This is a genomic window from Georgenia satyanarayanai (assembly GCF_023715365.1).
Taxonomy (GTDB): domain Bacteria; phylum Actinomycetota; class Actinomycetes; order Actinomycetales; family Actinomycetaceae; genus Oceanitalea; species Oceanitalea satyanarayanai_B.
The window spans coordinates 70,946-88,718 of sequence record NZ_JAMBNZ010000008.1 but is presented as its reverse complement, the minus strand read 5'-3'; the positions used below and the strand labels follow the sequence as shown (position 1 = coordinate 88,718).

Genomic DNA, 17,773 nt, shown 5'->3' with positions numbered 1-17,773 from the left:
GAGGCGGCGCGGTGCCGTCTCGGGAGGAGATGCGACATGGCCGCACGTGAGCCGGGAAGCACGACGCCACAGGGCACCACACCCGGTGGCTCGCAGGGGAGCTCGGGCAGGGGGGCGCGCAAGCCGCAGCGGGCGGACCGCAACCGGCTGGGGTGGATCGCCATCACCGTCGCGGGGCTGCTCACGGCCTGGCAGATCGTCTACGCGATCACCGTGGAGAGCGTGGCGAACAGGGACACCTACGAGTCCATCGGGCTCATGCTCGTCCTCGTGCTCGCGGTGGGCTCCCTCGTCCTCGGCATCGTCGCACTCGCCCAGCGCGCCCTGCCGCGCTGGCCGGCCGTCGCCGCGCTCGCCGTCGGGGTCTACGCCTTCATCGTCGCGATCGCGGGCTGGATCGGGCGGCTCATGTACTGAGCCGGCTGGCTCAGGTCTCGATGTCGTCGCGGGTGCGTGCGCGGATCCGCAGCGCGATCCCGCCCAGCGCCGCCGAGAGCAGTGAGCCGAGGAGGACGCCCACGCGGGCGTGGCTGCTCTCGACGGAGCCGGGCTCGAAGGCCAGCTGGGCGATGAGCAGGGAGACGGTGAAGCCCACGCCCGCGAGCAGGCTCATCCCCACCATGTCCTTGAGGTTGAGGCCCTTGCCGAGGGCGAGCGGGGTGAGCGTGACGAGGAGCGCGGTACCGCCCCAGATGCCGATGAGCTTGCCGAGCGGCAGGCCGAGGGAGATCCCGACGGACACCGGGTCGGTGACGATGCCGAGCAGGCCACCGGAGTCGACGACGTTGACGCCGGCGGCGAAGAAGGCGAAGACCGGCAGGACGACGCCGGAGGAGACCCAGCTGACCTTGTGCTCGAACTGGTGGGACAGGTCCTCGTCCTCACCGGGACGGGCGACGGCGGGGACCACCATGCCGAGGAGCACGCCCGCGATCGTCGCGTGGACCCCGGAGGCGTGCATGAGCGCCCAGGCGACGACGCCGACGGGGATGAGCACCCACCAGGCGGTGATGCGACGACGGACGAGCACCGCGAAGACGGCGACGGCGAGGAACGCGGCGGCGAGCAGGAGGTAGTTGAGACCGTCGGCGAAGACGACGGCGATGAGGGCGATGCCGATGAGGTCGTCGACGACGGCGAGGGTGAGGAGGAAGAGCCGCAGCGCGGGAGGGAACCCCCGGCCGAAGATGCCCAGGAGGGCGACGGCGAAGGCGATGTCCGTCGCGACGGGCACCGGCCAGCCGTCCCAGACCCCCGAGCCGGTGACCGCCTGGACGAGGAGGTAGACCGCGACGGGCCCCAGCACCCCGAAGAAGGCGGCGATGACGGGCACGGCAGCCGTGCGCGCGTCGCGCAGCGAGCCGGTGACGAACTCCTGCTTGAGCTCCAGGCCGACGGCGAAGAAGAAGATGGCGAGCAGGCCGTCCGAGGCCCATGCGGCCAGGGTGAGGTCGAGGTGCAGCGCCGCCGGGCCGACCGTGGTCTCCGACAGCGAGGCGTAGGCCTCGCGCCACGGGGAGTTGGCCCACACGAGCGCGACGAGCGCGCCGACGAGCAGCACCATCCCCGCGAACGTCTCGTTGCCCAGCTTCTCGCGGTACGCGCCGACGGGACCGCGGCGGGTGGTGGACGGGGTGGGCATGGGCAGGAGCCTCTCTCGGGCTGGACGCGGCGCTGGCGGGAAGTCTACGGGCGGGACCGGGACGGTGCTGTGGCCGGGAGGGCGGGCGCCCTCCCGGCCACAGCGGGGTGTCCGGCCGAACCGGTCGGTGCTACATGAGGCCCATCGTGGTGGGCAGCCACAGCGACAGCTGCGGGATGAAGACCACGAGGAACAGCGTGAGGATGATGGCCACGAGGAAGGGCCACAGCTTCGTGATGACCGGCTCGATGCGGAGCCGGGCGATGCGCGCCCCAACGAACAGGACGTTACCGACCGGTGGCGTGATGACGCCGACCGACAGGTTCATCACGACCATGGCTCCGAAGTGCACGGGGTCGATCCCGAACTGCGTGACGATCGGCAAGAAGATCGGCACGAAGATGAGGATGGCCGGGGTCGGGTCCATGAACGTCCCGACGATGAGCAGGATGATCATCATGATGATGAGCACGACGGTGCCGGAGTCGGTGAAGTTCAGCACCGCGTCGGAGATGAGGTCCGGGATCCGGGCAAAGCTCATGACGAAGGACAGAGCTGTGGAGACCGCGACGAGCAGCATGACGATCGCCGTCGTGCGACCCGCGTCGACGAGGATGCCGGGCAGCTCGCGAACCTTGATGCTCCGGTAGGCAGCCGAGAGGACGAGGCAGTAGACCACCGCGATGGACGCGGACTCGGTGGCCGTGAAGTAGCCGCCGAGGATGCCGCCGACGACGATGATGATCATGAGCAGCGAGGGCACGGCGCGCCAGATGACGAGCACTCCCTGCCTGGGGGTGATCCGGTCCGCGGAGCGGAGCTTTCCAGGCTGCTTCCTGGCATAGACGTAGACGATGACCATGCAGGCCAGAGCCCACATGATGCCCGGGATCGCACCGGCCATGAACAGTGCCGCGATCGAAGTGCTCGAGACGAGCGAGTACACGATGAAGGTGTTCGACGGCGGGATGAGCATGCCCGAGGGCGCGGAGGCGACGTTGACGGCCGCCGCGAAGCGGCGGTCGTAGCCCTCCTTGACCATGCGCTCGTTCATGACGTTGCCCACCGCGGCGGCTGCCGCGACCGCGGCGCCTGAGACGGCGCCGAACATTGCGTTGGCCACGATGTTCGTCTGGGCCAGGGACGCCGGCATACGGCCGGTGAGCACCTTGGCGGCGTCGACCAGTCGGCCGGCGATGCCGCCGTTGTTCATGATGACGCCGGCGAGCACAAAGAGCGGGATCGCAAGCAGCGGGAAGGAGTTGATGCCCGTGAACATGCGCTGGGCGGTGACGAGCACGGCCTGCTCGAGGCCGAGCAGCGGGATGGCTGCGAGGAAGGAGGCCGTACCGATCACGATGGCGATCGGCAGGGAACAGACGATGCCGATGGCGATGCCGCCGAGCAGGATGAGACCTGCGATCGTTGCCGGGTCCATCACGCCTCCTTCGAGTCGGTCCGGCGGTCACCGGGGGTGTCGTCGGGCTTGAGGAGGATGCTGTCCACCTCGAGGTTCGCGGCGCGCAGGGCCTCCGGCTCGCTGCCGGCGGCGGCGCCGTCCTCCTCGTCGCTGTGGTCCCCGTAGGGCGCCTGTGTGCCGCGGGCGACCGCCTGGATGTAGTACAGCGAGTAGAAGGCGATGAGCACACCGGAGATCGGCAGCGCGAGATACATCTGGCCGAGAGTGAACGGCAGCGCCGAGAGGTTCTGGAGCCACGCGTTGTCCGCCGCCCGCCAGCCGCCCCAGACGAGGACGATGACGGCGAAGGCGAGGACGACGAGCTGGACGAGGATCGCCAGCACCTTCTCCCCGCCGGTGGGGAGCTTGCGGGCGACGAATTCGACCGCGATGTGCCCGCGCTCGCCGAAGACGAACGCAGAGGCGAACAGGCCGAGCCACACGAAGGTGAGCCGGGCCCCCTCCTCGGTCCACGTGCTCGGGTCGCCCAGGACCTGGCGGCTGAAGATCTGCCAGACCACGATGACGACGAGCAGCGCGAAGAGGACGACGGTGATCCAGTACAGGACCGTGTCGAGGACCTTCTTGGCGCTATCCACGGTTCACCTCCAGTTGTGTGTGGCTCGGCCGGTCCATCAGTTCGCTGCGGCGCGCGCCGCGTCGAAGAGCGCCTGCTGGGAATCCGTGGTGATGAACTCCGCGGCCAGGGCCTCGAGGGGCTCGGCGAAGGCGGCGTCGTCGACCTCGGAGAACGTGGCGCCACCGGCCGTGGCGCCGTCGATGGCCTCCTGGGTGGCCTCCGCCCAGAGCTGGGTGTGCTCCTCGTGGGCAGCGGTCCAGCCGGCGTCGAAGGCCGCGCGGTCCTCCTCGGACATGCTGTCGAGGAGGTCGGTGTTGATGATCATGTAGTCCAGGCCCACGAGGTGGTTCGTGTAGCTCCAGTAGGGAGCGACCTCGTAGTGGCGCTGGGTGAAGTAGGAGACCTCGTTGTTCTCGGCCGCGTCGACGACGCCGGACTGCAGCCCGGTGTAGAGCTCGCCGTATGCCATGGGGGTGCCGGCGCCGCCGAGGGCCTCGGCCATCGCGATGTGCAGCTCGGACTCCTGGACGCGGATCTTCTTGCCGGCGAGGTCGGCGGGGGTCTCGATCGGGGCGTCGCTGTAGACCGAGCGGGCACCCTGGGTGAAGCCGCCCAGAACGGTGATCTTGTTCGACTCCTCGAGCGAGGAGTAGAGGTCGCCGGTGATCTCGGGATCGTTGATGACCTGCATCTGGTGCTCGACGTCGTCGAAGACCTTCGGCAGGTTGAAGACGACGAAGTCCTGGTTGAGGTTCTCCAGCTGCGTGCCCGAGACGATGGCCATGTCGACCGAGCCGTCGGAGACGAGCTGGAGGGCCTCGGCCTGGGCGCCGAGCGTCTCGTTCGGGAAGACGTCCAGGTCCCAGCCCTCGGTGTTCTCCTCCAGGTAGGTACCGAAGTTGTCGAGCGCGATGTACGAGGGGTGCTCCTCGGTCTGGTTGAGGGCCACGCGCATGGTCTTGCCCTCGCCGCCACCGGCGGACGCGCCGCCCTCGTCACCGCCGCCGCAGGCGGCGAGGAGCAGGGTCGCAGCGGTCGCTCCAGCGATGACCACGGTGTTCTTCCGGTGCCTCATGGTGTGTTCCGTCCTTCGGTCGTGAGTGACCTCGTCGTCCGGTGGTGCGGCGCTGCGCCGTGCAGTGGGGGGAGGGGTCCAGCCTCGCGGCTGGGCGGCGGTGCCGTGCCTCGTCACGAGGCGTGCCGTCCGACGGGGGTCCCGTTCGGGTTGCCTCATTCACTCAGGTCCGGGGGCCAGGGCCGCAACGGTTGCCACCAGTTGCCGTCCGTCACCTCGCCGTGTCGGGACCGGCACCATCAGCCTGCGGACTCCGTCGAGGCGGCCCGGGCCGCGTCGTAGATCGCCCACTGGTCGTCGGTCGTGAGGAAGCGGTCGGCCAGCGGCTCGAGCGCCTCGAAGAAGACCTGGTCGTCGACCTCGTAGAAGGTGGCACCGCCGGCCTCCGCGGTGGCGACCGCGTCCTGCGTGGCCTGCAGCCACAGCTCGACGTGCTCGGCCCGGGCGAGCTCCCAGCCCTCGTCGAAGACCGCCCTGTCCTCCTCGGTCATCGAGGCGAGCATGTCGGTATTGATGATCAGGTAGTCCAGGCCCACGAGGTGGTTGGTGTAGCTCCAGTACGGTGCCACCTCGAAGTGCCGCTGCGAGGCGTAGGAGACCTCGTTGTTCTCCGCGGCGTCCACGACGCCGGACTGCAGGCCCGTGTACAGCTCGCCGTAGGCCATCGGTGTGGCTGAGGCGCCCAGCGCCTGCGCCATCGCCACGTTGAGCTCGGACTCCTGCACGCGCAGCTTCTGCCCGGCGAGGTCCTCGGGCGTCTCGACGCGCCCGAAGGTCGTGTAGACACTGCGTGAGCCCTGGGTGAAGCCGCCGAGGACGGTGAAGTTGTTCGTCTCCTCCAGGGAGGCGTACAGGTCCCCGACGATCGTGGGGTCGTGGACCACGCGCATCTGGTGGTCGATGTCGTCGAAGGTCGTCGGGAGGTTGAGGGCGATGAAGTCGCGGTTGAGGTTCTCCAGCTGCGGGCCCGAGACGATCGCCATCTCGACCGAGCCGTCGGAGACGAGCTGCATCGCCTCGGCCTGGGCGCCGAGCGTCTCGTTGGGGTAGACGTCGATGGTCCAGCGGCCCTCGGTCTGCTCCTCCATGTACTCGCCCCAGGCGTTGAGCGCGATGTAGGAGGGGTGGGACTCGGTCTGGTTGAGGGCGAGGTGGAGCACGTCACCGTCGTTGGTGCCGGGTTCGAGCGAGGCGCTGCACGCGGCCAGCGCGACCAGCGTCAGGCCTGCGGCGGCGGCGGTGGCTCGTCGGGACATGGGTGCCTCCCCCCGGGCACACATGCCCATCTGTTGGTTGATTCTCGCCTATCGGCGTGCTTCGTGCGCCTTTCAGGAGGAGGCGATCTGAGCGGCCAGGTGGCCACCGCCGTAGCCGTTGTCGATGTTGACGACGGCGACCCCGGGGGCGCAGGCGTTGAGCATCGACAGCAGCGGCGCGACGCCACCGAAGGCGGCGCCGTACCCGACGGACGTCGGCACGGCCACGACCGGTGCGCTCACCAGCCCGGCGACGACGCTCGGCAGGGCGCCGTCCATCCCGGCGGCCACGACGACGACACGCGCCGAGCGGAGGAGGTCGAGGTGCCCCAGCACCCGGTGCAGGCCGGCCACGCCGACGTCGACGACGAGCTCGGTCCGCCGGCCGAGGTAGCGGGCGGTGAGCTCGGACTCGCGGGCCACGGGTAGGTCGGAGGTGCCCGCACTGACGACGACGACGAGGCCCCCGGTGGGCTCGGGCGCCGCGGCGGGCCAAGCCACCACCCGGGCGACCGGGTCGTGGTGCGCGTCGGGCAGCGCGGCGAGGACGGCGGCCGCCTGCTCGGGCGTCGCGCGGGTGAAGAGGGTCGGCGTGCCCGCCCCGGCGACCTCCGCGGCGATGAGCGCGACCTGCTCGACGCTCTTCGGCTCGCACAGCACGGCCTCGGGGTAGCCGCGCCGGGCGGCGCGGTCGTGGTCGAGGTGCGCGACGCGCGCGAGCTCGGGGCCCGGCTCCCAGCCCTCAGCCACGGACGGACACCAGGGGCAGGGTGAAGGCCCCCGACTGGATGCCGCGCAGGTCGAGCGCGGCGAAGCGGAAGCCGGCGTCGCGCACGGCGCGGTCCACCTCCTCGCGGCGCTGGACGGCGGTGAGGAGCTCATCGGGCAGCAGCTCGATCCGGGCGACGTCACCGTGGTGACGCACGCGGCAGTCGGTGAACCCGAGGCGGCGCAGCGCCCCCTCGGCGCGGTCCACCTGCCGCAGCTTCTCCGGGGTGACCTCCTCGAAGTGCGGGATCCGCGAGGCGAGGCACGGTGCGGCGGGCTTGTCGGCGACCGGCACCGCGAGGGCCCGCGCGACCTCCCGCACCATCGCCTTCGTCATCCCCGCCTCGGCCATCGGGCGCAGCACGCTGTGGTTCGTCGCGGCCTGGGCACCGGGCCGGTCGGGCCGCTCGGCGTCGTCGGCGTTCTCGCCGTAGGCGACGGCGGCGAGTCCGAGCTCGGCGACGAGCTCGTCGTCGATGCGCGCGAAGAGCTCGTCCTTGCAGTGGAAGCAGCGGTCGGGTCCGTTGGCGCGGTAGGCCTCCGACTCGCCCTCGTGGGTCTCGATCTCGACGACGCGCGCGCCGATGACGGCGGCGGTCTCGTGGGCCCTGGCCCGCTCGTCGGTGGCGAGGCTGGGGGAGACGCCGAGCACGGCGACGACGTTCGTCGGCCCGAGCGTGCGCACCGCCAGGGCGAGGAGCGTCGCAGAGTCCACGCCGCCGGAGTACGCCACGCCCAGGGGCGCGTGGCCGGCGAGCAGCTGCCCGACCGCCGTCGCGGCTTGTGCCGCCGGTCCGCTCAGGCCGGGTACCGCCGTCGTCGTCGTCATGGATCTGCTCCTTCGTGCACGTGAGCTTCCAGTGTGTGCGAGCCGGGAGGCGGCGTGGCAACTCGTTGCCACCGGTTGCCCTGTGACCTTACCGTTGGCCGGTATGGACAGCGAGGGAGAGACCGACTCTGGCCGGGCCCCGACGATCTACGACGTCGCGAAGGCCGCGGGGGTCGCGCCGTCCACGGTGTCGCGAGCCCTGGCCCGGCCGGGGCGCGTGAGCGCGGCGACGGCCGAGAAGGTCCGCGCCGCGGCCGCCACGCTGGGCTATCGGCGCTCCTCGGTGGCTCCCGTGCTCAGCGCGGTCAACACACGGCTCCTCGCCATGGTCGTCGCGGACATCGGCAACCCGCTCTTCGTCGACGTCATCCGCGGGGCCTCCGCCGCGGCGGAAGCGGCCGGCTACACGATGCTGCTCTTCGACGCCCAGGAGTCCTACCTGCGTGAGCGGGAGGCCGCCTCGACGTTCCTCGGCGCCGTCGACGGGCTCGTCCTCACCAGTCCGCGGCTCTCCGACTCCGGCATCCGGGCCATCGCCAAGCAGCGGCCGGTCATCGTCCTCAACCGGGTTGTCAGCGGGCTGCCCAGCGTGCTCACCGACGGCGCGCGCGGGGTGCGGCGCGCGGCCGAGCACCTCGGGCAGCTCGGGCACCGGGAGATCACCTACGTCGCCGGGCCCGAGGCCTCGTGGGCCGACGGCGTGCGGTGGCGCGGCCTGGAGGAGGCGGGACTGGAGCTGGAGCTGCGGGTGCGCCGGATCGGCCCGAACTCCCCGACGGTCGAGGGCGGGGCCAAGGCAGCCCGGCGGTGGGCGCAGAACCCGAGCACCGCCGTCGTCGCCTTCAACGACATCATGGCCGTCGGCTTCGTCCGCGGGCTGCGCGCCCTGGGGGTGTCGGTGCCCGGCGACGTGAGCGTCGTCGGCTTCGACAACAGCCGCACCGGCGCGCTCACCGTCCCGGCCCTCACCTCCGTCGCATCGCCGCTGTCGCTCCAGGGCGCCACGGCGGTGCGCAACCTCATCGCGATCATCGGAGGGGCGCGCTCGAGCGAGCAGCCCGTCGTGCTGCCGGTCAAGCTCGTCGCGCGGGACTCCACCGCCCGCGCCGGCAGGGGCCGGCTCATGCGGTCCTGAGAGCCGTGGCAACTCATGGACACCACTGCGGCCGGGCGCGGGCCTGCCGCCATACTGGGGGCCGTAGCGTCACAAAGCCGCCGATGAAAGGACCAGCACGTGACTGACAACAAGGCGACTGCCTCCGCGCAGATCGGAGTCATCGGACTCGCCGTCATGGGCAGCAACCTCGCCCGCAACCTGGCACGTCACGGCTACACCGTGGCGCTGTACAACCGCACCTTCGCCAAGACCGAGGAGCTCGTCTCGGCCTACGGCGACGAGGGCACCTTCGTCGCGTCGGAGCAGCTGGCGGACTTCGTCGCCAGCCTCGAGCGCCCCCGCAAGATGATCATCATGGTCAAGGCCGGCGGCCCGACCGACGCCGTCATCGAGTCCCTCATCCCGCTCCTCGAGGAGGGGGACATCATCGTGGACGGCGGCAACGCCCACTACGAGGACACCCGCCGCCGCGAGTCCTACCTCCGCGACAAGGGCCTGCACTTCGTCGGCGCCGGCATCTCCGGTGGTGAGGAGGGCGCGCTCAACGGTCCGAGCATCATGCCCGGCGGCCCTGCGGAGTCCTACGTCACCCTCGGCCCGATCCTCGAGGACATCTCCGCGAAGGTCGACGGCGAGCCCTGCTGCGTCCACATCGGCCCCGACGGCGCCGGCCACTTCGTCAAGATGGTGCACAACGGCATCGAGTACGCCGACATGCAGTTCATCGCCGAGGCCTACGACGTCCTGCGGTCCGCCGGCCTCGAGGCCGGGCAGCTCGCCGAGGTCTTCACCGAGTGGAACACCGGTGACCTGGACTCCTACCTCATCGAGATCACCGCCGAGGTGCTCCGTCACGTCGACGCCGAGACCGGCCGCCCGTTCGTCGACGTCGTCGCCGACGCCGCCGCCCAGAAGGGCACCGGGCAGTGGACCGTGCAGATCGCGCTCCAGCTCGGGGTGCCGGTCAACACGATCGCCGAGTCCGTCTTCGCCCGGTCCACCTCCGGCCACACCGCGCTGCGCGAGGCCTCCCGCGCCGCCCTGCAGGGCCCCGCCCGCTCCGCCGTCGACACCGGTGTCCGCGCCGAGCTCGTGGAGAACGTCCGCCAGGCCCTGTGGGCCTCGAAGGTCGTCGCCTACGCCCAGGGCCTGGACCAGATCCGGACCGCCTCCGAGGAGTTCGGCTGGGACATCGACATCGCCGAGGTCGCCAAGATCTGGCGCGGCGGCTGCATCATCCGTGCCCGTCTCCTCGAGCGCATCCGCTCCGAGTACGCCGCGGGCAACCTCACCACCCTGCTCGAGGCCCCGTCGGTGGCCGCCGGGCTCGAGTCGAGCCAGCAGGGATGGCGTGCGGCGGTCACCCACGCCGTCGCGGCGGGTGTTCCGGTCCCCGGCTTCTCCGCCGCCCTGGCCTACTACGACACCGTGCGGGCCGAGCGTCTGCCGGCGTCCCTCGTCCAGGGGCTGCGCGACTTCTTCGGCGCGCACACCTACAACCGCGTCGACCGTCCCGGGACGTTCCACACCGAGTGGTCCGGGGACCGCAGCGAGACCGCGCAGGCCTAGCCCCGCGCTCTCTCTGGCCCTCCTCACGGCCCCGTCGAGCCCCGGCTCGGCGGGGCCGTCGGCATCCCGCCACTGAGCTGGTCTGAACAGGCGGCAACATCCGGCAACTCCTCGTCGGGTGGCGCGGGCCACAGCGACGATCGAGCGATGGCCGGGGGGCGCGGGGACGCGCCGCCGTCGGCCGGGTCGCGCAGCTGCGCGACGTCCCGTCGCTGACGACATCGTCAACGACGACGTGAACATGAGGAGGAAGAATGTCTCGAAGCCCACGTGTGGGGCTGCGGACCGCCGTGGCCGTCGCCGCGGCGGCGCCACTGGCACTGACGCTCACGGTCGGCGCCGGTGCGGCGACCGTCCCGGCGCCCGAGCTCGACCAGCCCGTGCTCGAGAGCCGGGTCACGGACATCATCGAGGTCGACGGCTACGAGTTCCGCGACCTCAGCAAGGACGGTGAGCTCGACGCCTACGAGGACTGGCGCCTGCCCGTCGACGAGCGCGTCGCCGACCTGGTCGCGCAGATGGAGCTGGACGAGAAGGCCGGGCTCATGCTCATCGACACGCTCAACGCGGCGTGCGAGGACGGCATCCGGGGCACGGTCCCGCCCTCCGCCGACAACTTCGTCAACACCCAGCACATGCACCGCTTCGTCTTCCGCAACACGGTGACGGGCCCGGACGACGCTCAGTGCGGCGCCTCCGCCGGCGGGTTCCAGGCCTCCACGTCGGTGACGCCCGCCGAGGCTGCCGGCTTCACCAACTCGGTGCAGGAGATGAGCGAGGCCACCCGCCTCGGCATCCCGGCGCTGTTCAAGTCCAACGCGCGCAACCACATCGACCCGGACGCGCGCGCCGGCATCAACGAGTCGGCCGGCGCCTTCAGCGCCTTCCCCAAGGAGGCCGGCATCGCGGCCGCGGCGCTGGGGGAGGAGTCCCTCGCGACGGGCGAGGTCCCCACGACGGGTGACATGGCCGTCGTCGAGGACTTCGCCGGCGTCATGGGCGAGGAGTGGGCCTCCATCGGCCTGCGCGGCATGTACGGCTACATGGCCGACCTCTCCACCGAGCCGCGCTGGTACCGCACCCACGAAACCTTCACCGAGGACGCCGAGCACGCGGCCGCGATCATGGAGACCCTCGTCCAGACGCTCCAGGGCCCGCTCGTCGACAACAACGACAACGGCCTGGCGCTGACCCCCGAGACCCGCGTCGCCCTCACCCTCAAGCACTTCCCGGGTGGCGGCCCGCAGGAGCTGGGTCTGGACCCGCACTACTCCTTCGGCAAGGCCCAGGTCTACCCCGGCGGCTTCTTCGAGGAGCACATGCTGCCCTTCCAGGCCGCGATCGACGCCGGCGTCTCCTCGATCATGCCGTACTACGGCGTGCCCGTGGACGTCCCGGAGGTTGGCGGCGCGGGCGACTACCCGCTCACCGGCTTCGCCTTCTCCGACTCCATCGTCAACGGCCTGCTGCGCGAGCAGCTCGGCTTCGGCGGCTACGTGAACTCCGACACCGGCATCATCAACGACCGCGCCTGGGGCCTCGAGGGCGCCAGCGTCTCCGAGCGCGTCGCCGCGGCCGTCAACGGTGGCACCGACACGCTGTCGGGCTTCAACAACGTCCAGACGATCATCGACCTGGTCGACGACGGCCTGGTGAGCGAGGAGCGCATCGACCTCGCCGCCGAGCGTCTGCTCGAGCCGATGTTCCTCATGGGCCTCTTCGAGAACCCCTACGTCGACCCGGACGTCGCCACCGCGACGATCGGCTCGGAGGCCAACCGCGAGGTGGGCCTGGACCTGCAGCGCAAGTCGCTCGTCCTGCTCGAGAACGCGGAGACCGAGGAGGGCCCGGTGCTGCCCCTCGCCGACGGCTCCGACGTCTACATCCTCGGTGACTTCAACGAGGAGACGGTCGCCGCCCGCGGCTACGGCGTCACCAACGGCAACGTCGAGGAGGGCGAGACCCGCCCGAGCGCCGAGGACAGCGACTACGTCCTCATCTCGATGACGGCCCGCACGAGTGCCGGCGACTACGTGAGCAACAGTGCGGAGTCCGGCCTCAACCCCGAGCACGGCGTCAACCCGAGCGCCATCGACGGGATCCCGGGCCTCGACGGCGAGAGCCTGTGGGGCGCGGCGGACGCGTGCGTCCACAACGCTGCCGGCGCGGAGAACCCCTCCTGCACCGACAACGGCCTGCGCTTCGGCGGCTCCTACCCGTGGGAGTCGAGCATCCTTGACTTCTCCGGCATGGAGGGGGCAGAGTCGTGGGAGGTCGTGCCCTCGCTGGACACCATCCAGCAGGTCATGTCCGAGGTCGACGACCCGAGCAAGGTCATCCTCCACGTCTACTTCCGCCAGCCCTACGTGCTGGACGAGGCGAGCGGCCTGCGTGACGCCGGCGCCATCCTGGCCGGCTTCGGCATGAGCGACACCGCGCTGCTCGACGTCCTGTCCGGGGACTACGCGCCGCAGGGCAAGATGCCCTTTGCCCTGGCGGGTACCCGCGAGGCGATCATCGAGCAGCAGAGCGACACCCCCGGCTACGACGAGACCACCGACGGGGCCCTGTACCCCTTCGGCTACGGCCTCACCTACGCCGACGACGTCGAGGAGCCGACGACGCCCGGGCCCGAGCCGACGACGCCGGCCCCCGAGCCGACAACCCCGGACGACGACGGCGACGGTTCCGGTGACGAGGACGGCGCCGGTGACGGCGACGACAACGGCGCCACGGACCCGACCGACGATGGTTCGGACGACGCCGCGGTTCCGGGTGGCTCGCTGCCCTCGACCGGTGCCGAGATCGGCAGCTGGGTCGTCCTGGCCGTCGTGGCACTGCTCGCGCTCGGTGGTGCCTTCGTGGCCATCCGTCGCCGAGCGACGACGAACGGGGCCTGAGCACCCTCGCTCGACCGCCACTGACCTGAGGTCAGGAGGGCCCGCCAGCACCCGCTGGCGGGCCCTTCGTCATCCGTCACCGACAGCGGGACTACACGCGAGAGAGGGATCGTCCGCGAGAGCGGGAATCTTCTCGGCAACGTGACGATCCGGACGGCCTGGTCAGTGATGGACGCGTGCAGCTGCCGGATTGCTCAGCCAAGTAGAAGTTGGCCCCGCCATGGTCACCCGGAGGGGCGACCATGGCGGGGCCGGTGCGTGTAAACAATCCCGCTAGTCGGTATAAGTCAGCTGTCGGCGAAGTGGTGGGTCAGGCGGTGTGGAGCTCGGTGTCGCGGTTCTCGAGCTTCTCCCGCGTGGACCACAGGCCCGCGGACGGCGTGGAGATGTAGAAGACCCGCTCGCCGTCGGGCATGGTGTTCCAGCCGTCCTTCATGACGGCCGGGTCGTAGCGGCGCTGGGCCTCCTCGACGTCCATGTACTGGTAGCCGACCGACTCGATCTCCTCCTTGCCCAGGTGCCCGGGCGCGTAGGTGATCGTGAAGCGGCCCTCGCTGGAGCCGTGGACGAGGTGCGCGGTGCCGTGCGGGATGTCCTGCATGTCGGCCTGCGTCCGGTAGAGGTCGATGACCTCGGCCTGGGACAGGTAGCCGTACCTGCGGATGAGCTCGTCGACCTCCGGCTGCTCGCCGAAGCGCTCGACGCCGGGGGCGATGACGAGCAGCTCACCGCCGTCGGCGATCGCCATGCGCGTGCGGTAGACCGCCTTGTTGGCCACCCACGTCGCGCGGAACTCGTCGGCCTGCATGACGGCGACGACCTTGTCGGCCGGCTCGTCGAAGAGCGTGAAGTTCTGCTCCCGGGAGGCGCGCGCGGCGTCGTAGTACGTCTCGAGGTCGTCCCCCACGTAGACGCCGGTGTGGGCGAGCTTCCCGTCGTCGTCGTAGTCCATGACGACCTGGAGGTAGACGTCGGGGAGGTGGCCGAGGAAGTGCTCCTCGGCGTAGTTGAAGCAGGCCCGCACGGGGGTGAGGAGGTTGCCGAGGTTGTTCTCGATGCCGTACACGGCCGAGGCCATGTGCGAGGCGCCGAGCAGGCGCTTGCCGCCGAGCCCGATGAAGTAGTTCTTGTTGTGGTTGGCGAAGCCCAGCACCTCGTGGGGCACGACGTGCCCGACGTTGATGATGAGGTCCCACTGCTCGGTGACGAGCATCGTGTTGAGGTCGACCGGCATCTCCCAGTCGACCGCACCACCGGTCTGCTCGCGGACGAACTCCGCGGGGATTGTGCCGACGTTCGTCACGCCGTTCTTCCAGTCGTGGGCGTGGATGCGCTCCTCGGGGATCGAGCCGAACATCCACTCGTTGTCCTCACGGGTGTGCGGGACGTGCTGCCCGAGCGTGGGGATGACGTGCACCTCGGTACCGGCCGCGTCGAGGCGGTGGTAGAGGTACTCGGTCATCCAGCCGGTGCCCGAGTGCGCCCGGGTGAGGTCCGGGGGCAGGAGCAGCACCCGCCGGTACTCGGCGATGCCGAGCCGCTCCTTCGCCTCGTCCAGCAGCCGGTCGCACATCGCCTCGATCTGGGGCCGCGAGATGAACCGGGCCTCCTCCTTGAACCACGTCATGGCTCGACCGTAGCCCTGCGGTGGCGTGCAGTCAGGTGGGGAGGCGCAGAAACCGGGGTGCGGCGGCAACCGCTGGCAACCGAGTGGCAAGGGCTGGCAACTTCATTGCCGACGGCGGAGGGTATCGGGACGATGGCGCCATGAGCGCTGACACGCAGGCGTCCCTCGACGTCCATCCCGACCGCCTCCTCCCGACGCAGCCGGAGGTGCGGGACGTGGCTCGCCGGCTCTACGCCGCGACCAAGGACCTTCCGATCATCTCCCCGCACAGCCACGTGCCCCCGCAGTGGCTCGTGGACAACAAGCCCTTCGCGGACCCGGTGTCGCTGCTCCTGTCGCCCGACCACTACGTGCTGCGCATGCTCCACGCGGGCGGCGCCGAGCTCAGCGACCTCGGGCGCGGGCCGGACGGCCCGGTCGAGCTGGACGAGGCCGCCGCCCGCAAGGCCTGGCGGATCCTGTGCGAGAACTACCACCTCTTCCGCGGCACGCCCGTGAAGTACTGGTTCGACACGACCTTCGTCGAGGTCTTCGGCATCACCCAGGTCCCCAGCGCCGAGACGGCCGACGCGATCTACGACCAGATCGCCGAGGCGCTCACCCGGCCCGAGTTCCTCCCACGCGCGCTCTTCGAGCGCTTCGGGATCTCGGTGCTCGCCACCACCGACGACCCCCTGGACGACCTCGCCCCGCACCGGGCGCTGGCCGAGGACCCCACCTTCACCGGGCGCGTCATCCCGACCTTCCGCCCCGACCGCTTCCTCGAGCTCGCCCGCCCGGGCTGGGCCGACCTCGCCCGTCAGCTCGGCGAGGTCTCCGGCGTCGACACCGGTGACTACGCCGGCTACATCGCGGCCCTCGAGAGCCGCCGCCGCTACTTCAAGGAGCACGGCGCCGTCTCCTCCGACCACTCGCACGCCGACGCCGGGACCGAGCCGCTCGAGCTCGCGGAGGCCGAGCGGATCTACGCCGCCGCGCTGCGCGGGGAGGCCACTGTCGAGGAGGGACGCGCCTTCCACCGCCACATGATGAGCGAGACCGCGCGCATGGCCACCGAGGACGGTCTGGTCATGACGCTGCACCCGGCCGTCTACCGCAACCACGACACCGACAACCTCGAGCGCTACGGCGCCGACGCCGGCTCGGACATCCCCGTGAGCGTCGAGTTCACCAAGGCGCTGCAGCCGCTGCTCGCCCGCTACGGCAACCACCCGAACCTCACCCTCGTCGTCTTCACCATCGACGAGACCGTCTACTCCCGTGAGCTGGCCCCCATGGCGGGGTTCTACCGATCGATGCACGTGGGCGTGCCGTGGTGGTTCATCGACGCCCCGGAGGCGATCCGCCGCTTCCGCGGCGCGGTGACGGAGACCGCCGGCTTCTACCGGACCTCGGGTTTCATCGACGACACCCGGGCGTTCCTGTCCATCCCCACGCGACACGACATGTCCCGGCGACTGGACGCCGCGTACCTGGCAGAGTTGGTCGCGCAGCACCGCCTCACCGAGGACGAGGCCCTGGCCACCGCCCTCGACCTCGTCACGACGATCCCGAAGAAGGTGTTCAAGCTGTGAGCGAGCGACTCAGCCGCGGCCCCGACCAGGTGGCGCCGCCCGTCCGCATCGCGCACCTCGGCCTGGGCAACTTCTTCCGCGCCCACCAGGCCTGGTACACGATGCACGCCGCCGACGGCGCTCAGTGGGGCATCGCGGCCTTCACCGGCCGCCGCCCGGACGCCGCCCGCGCCCTCGCCCCGCAGGACGGGCTGTACACGCTCGTCGTGCGCGGCGCGGAGGGCGACGAGCTCGAGGTCGTCACCTCGGTGAGCGCCGTCCACGCCGCCGCCGACCACGCGGCCTGGCTCGGGTACCTGCGCGACCCCGCCGTCGCCGTCGTCACGGCGACCGTCACCGAGGCGGGCTACCTGCGCGGCTCCGACGGCGGGCTGGACCGGGACAACCCCGACGTCCTCGCCGACGTCGAGACCCTGCGCCGCGACCCGGTCGCGCCCGTCACCACGGTGCCCGGCAAGCTCGTCGCCGGGCTCATCGCCCGCCAGGCGGCCGACGGTGGTGCCATCACGGTGCTGCCGTGCGACAACCTGCCCGGCAACGGTGAGGTCGTGGGCCGCGTCGTGCGCGACCTCGGCGGGCTCATCGACCCGGACCTGCTGCCGTGGATCGAGGAGAACGTCGACTTCGCCAGCTCGATGGTCGACCGGATCACCCCGGCCGTCGGCCCGGAGACCGCCGAGCTCGTCGAGCGCGAGCTCGGCGTCGTCGACGCCGCGCCCGTCGCGACCGAGCCCTTCACCGAGTGGGTCATCGCCGGGCGCTTCCCGGCCGGCCGGCCGCAGTGGGAGGCCGCCGGCGTCACGCTGGTCGAGGACGTCGAGCCCTACGAGCGCCGCAAGCTCCTCCTCCTCAACGGCGCGCACTCCCTCATGGCCTACGCCGGGCCGATCCTCGGCCACGAGACCGTGGACGAGGCCTTTGCCGACGAGCAGCTCCGCGCGTGGGTCGAGCGCCTGTGGGACGACGCCGAGGCGAGCCTCGACGTCCCCGCGGAGGACGTCGCCGCCTACCGCGAGGCGCTGCGTGAGCGCTTCGCCAACCCCCGCATGCGTGACATCCTCGGCCGCATCGCCGCCGACGGCTCGCAGAAGCTGCCCGTGCGCCACGTCCCGGTGCTGCGCACCGAGCGCGGTGCCGGGCGGCTGCCCCACGGCGCCGTCGTCGCCGTCGCCGCCTGGGTCGCCCACCTGCGCGGGGCGGGCGTGCCGGTCAAGGACGTCGCGGCCGAGCGCTGGCAGCAGCTGGCGGCCGGGGACGAGGAACAGGCCGTGCGCACCGTGCTCGGCGAGCTCGCCCCCGACCTCGCCGACGACGCCGAGCTGCGCTCCGCCGTCGTCGACCAGCTCCGGTCCTTCGAGTCGGGCACGGGGCGCTGAG

Annotated in this window: 14 protein-coding genes; 6 read left to right on the top strand and 8 right to left on the bottom strand. The window is 71.1% G+C overall.

What is annotated here, in order from left to right; all coding sequences use genetic code 11:
- Positions 1-36: 36 nt before the first annotated feature.
- Entirely contained in the window at positions 37-417 is a 381-nt protein-coding gene (locus M3148_RS11275) for a hypothetical protein (RefSeq protein WP_251304800.1), read from the top strand.
- A 10-nt stretch (positions 418-427) separates the two neighbouring features.
- Here the strand turns inward: M3148_RS11275 and nhaA are convergent, their stop codons facing one another.
- The 7 genes from nhaA to larE all read right to left on the bottom strand — a co-directional run bounded on the left by nhaA (position 428) and on the right by larE (position 7,609).
- Positions 428-1,642 carry a Na+/H+ antiporter NhaA gene (nhaA, locus tag M3148_RS11270; RefSeq protein ID WP_251304799.1) on the bottom strand — a complete coding sequence of 405 codons (1,215 nt, stop codon included), beginning with the start codon at positions 1,640-1,642 and terminating at the stop codon, positions 428-430.
- A 130-nt stretch (positions 1,643-1,772) separates the two neighbouring features.
- Positions 1,773-3,080, bottom strand: coding sequence for a TRAP transporter large permease (locus M3148_RS11265; protein ID WP_251304798.1), 1,308 nt, complete (start codon positions 3,078-3,080; stop codon positions 1,773-1,775).
- The gene (locus M3148_RS11260; protein WP_251304797.1) at positions 3,080-3,700 is read right to left on the bottom strand and encodes a TRAP transporter small permease; all 621 of its coding nucleotides are present in this window, start codon (positions 3,698-3,700) and stop codon (positions 3,080-3,082) included. Before M3148_RS11260 ends, M3148_RS11265 begins: the two co-directional genes overlap by 1 nt.
- A 36-nt stretch (positions 3,701-3,736) precedes the next feature.
- Positions 3,737-4,756: a TRAP transporter substrate-binding protein gene (locus M3148_RS11255; protein WP_251304796.1), complete on the bottom strand. Its 1,020-nt coding sequence runs from the start codon at positions 4,754-4,756 to the stop codon at positions 3,737-3,739.
- Between the two features lie 239 nt (positions 4,757-4,995).
- Positions 4,996-6,012: a TRAP transporter substrate-binding protein gene (locus M3148_RS11250; RefSeq protein WP_251304795.1), complete on the bottom strand. Its 1,017-nt coding sequence runs from the start codon at positions 6,010-6,012 to the stop codon at positions 4,996-4,998.
- Positions 6,013-6,084: 72 nt separating this feature from the next.
- Positions 6,085-6,762, bottom strand: a complete 678-nt coding sequence (gene larB / locus M3148_RS11245) for a nickel pincer cofactor biosynthesis protein LarB (RefSeq protein WP_251304794.1) — start codon at positions 6,760-6,762, stop codon at positions 6,085-6,087.
- Positions 6,755-7,609: an ATP-dependent sacrificial sulfur transferase LarE gene (larE, locus tag M3148_RS11240; protein WP_251304793.1), complete on the bottom strand. Its 855-nt coding sequence runs from the start codon at positions 7,607-7,609 to the stop codon at positions 6,755-6,757. The genes larB and larE overlap by 8 nt, the downstream gene beginning before the upstream one ends.
- Before the next feature lie 103 nt (positions 7,610-7,712).
- On the opposite strand from larE, the gene M3148_RS11235 reads away from it, so the two are divergent.
- The 3 genes from M3148_RS11235 to M3148_RS11225 all read left to right on the top strand — a co-directional run bounded on the left by M3148_RS11235 (position 7,713) and on the right by M3148_RS11225 (position 13,195).
- On the top strand, positions 7,713-8,744 hold the full coding sequence (locus M3148_RS11235; RefSeq protein WP_251304792.1) for a LacI family DNA-binding transcriptional regulator: 1,032 nt from the start codon (positions 7,713-7,715) through the stop codon (positions 8,742-8,744).
- 156 nt (positions 8,745-8,900) lie between these two features.
- Positions 8,901-10,295, top strand: coding sequence for an NADP-dependent phosphogluconate dehydrogenase (gene gndA / locus M3148_RS11230; RefSeq protein ID WP_251304892.1), 1,395 nt, complete (start codon positions 8,901-8,903; stop codon positions 10,293-10,295).
- 254 nt (positions 10,296-10,549) lie between these two features.
- Positions 10,550-13,195, top strand: coding sequence for a glycoside hydrolase family 3 protein (locus M3148_RS11225; protein ID WP_251304791.1), 2,646 nt, complete (start codon positions 10,550-10,552; stop codon positions 13,193-13,195).
- A gap of 310 nt (positions 13,196-13,505) precedes the next feature.
- Here M3148_RS11225 and M3148_RS11220 read toward each other — a convergent pair whose 3' ends face one another.
- Entirely contained in the window at positions 13,506-14,822 is a 1,317-nt protein-coding gene (locus M3148_RS11220) for a lactate racemase domain-containing protein (RefSeq protein ID WP_251304790.1), read from the bottom strand.
- 140 nt (positions 14,823-14,962) lie between these two features.
- On the opposite strand from M3148_RS11220, the gene uxaC reads away from it, so the two are divergent.
- Positions 14,963-16,396 (top strand): glucuronate isomerase, encoded by a 1,434-nt coding sequence (gene uxaC, locus M3148_RS11215; RefSeq protein WP_251304789.1) that lies wholly within the window; start codon positions 14,963-14,965, stop codon positions 16,394-16,396.
- Complete coding sequence (locus tag M3148_RS18335) at positions 16,393-17,772, top strand: mannitol dehydrogenase family protein (RefSeq protein WP_251304788.1); 1,380 nt, start codon at positions 16,393-16,395, stop codon at positions 17,770-17,772. The genes uxaC and M3148_RS18335 overlap by 4 nt, the downstream gene beginning before the upstream one ends.
- Position 17,773: the final 1 nt, after the last annotated feature.

Excerpts from the sequence above, each read along its gene's own strand:
- M3148_RS11275 (WP_251304800.1), top strand. The coding sequence starts at position 37 with ATGGCCGCACGTGAGCCGGGAAGCACGACGCCACAGGGCACCACACCC.
- nhaA (WP_251304799.1), bottom strand. The coding sequence starts at position 1,642 with ATGCCCACCCCGTCCACCACCCGCCGCGGTCCCGTCGGCGCGTACCGC.
- M3148_RS11265 (WP_251304798.1), bottom strand. The coding sequence starts at position 3,080 with ATGGACCCGGCAACGATCGCAGGTCTCATCCTGCTCGGCGGCATCGCC.
- M3148_RS11255 (WP_251304796.1), bottom strand. The coding sequence starts at position 4,756 with ATGAGGCACCGGAAGAACACCGTGGTCATCGCTGGAGCGACCGCTGCG.
- M3148_RS11250 (WP_251304795.1), bottom strand. The coding sequence starts at position 6,012 with ATGTCCCGACGAGCCACCGCCGCCGCCGCAGGCCTGACGCTGGTCGCG.
- larE (WP_251304793.1), bottom strand. The coding sequence starts at position 7,609 with ATGACGACGACGACGGCGGTACCCGGCCTGAGCGGACCGGCGGCACAA.
- M3148_RS11235 (WP_251304792.1), top strand. The coding sequence starts at position 7,713 with ATGGACAGCGAGGGAGAGACCGACTCTGGCCGGGCCCCGACGATCTAC.
- gndA (WP_251304892.1), top strand. The coding sequence starts at position 8,901 with ATGGGCAGCAACCTCGCCCGCAACCTGGCACGTCACGGCTACACCGTG.
- M3148_RS11225 (WP_251304791.1), top strand. The coding sequence starts at position 10,550 with ATGTCTCGAAGCCCACGTGTGGGGCTGCGGACCGCCGTGGCCGTCGCC.
- M3148_RS11220 (WP_251304790.1), bottom strand. The coding sequence starts at position 14,822 with ATGACGTGGTTCAAGGAGGAGGCCCGGTTCATCTCGCGGCCCCAGATC.
- uxaC (WP_251304789.1), top strand. The coding sequence starts at position 14,963 with ATGAGCGCTGACACGCAGGCGTCCCTCGACGTCCATCCCGACCGCCTC.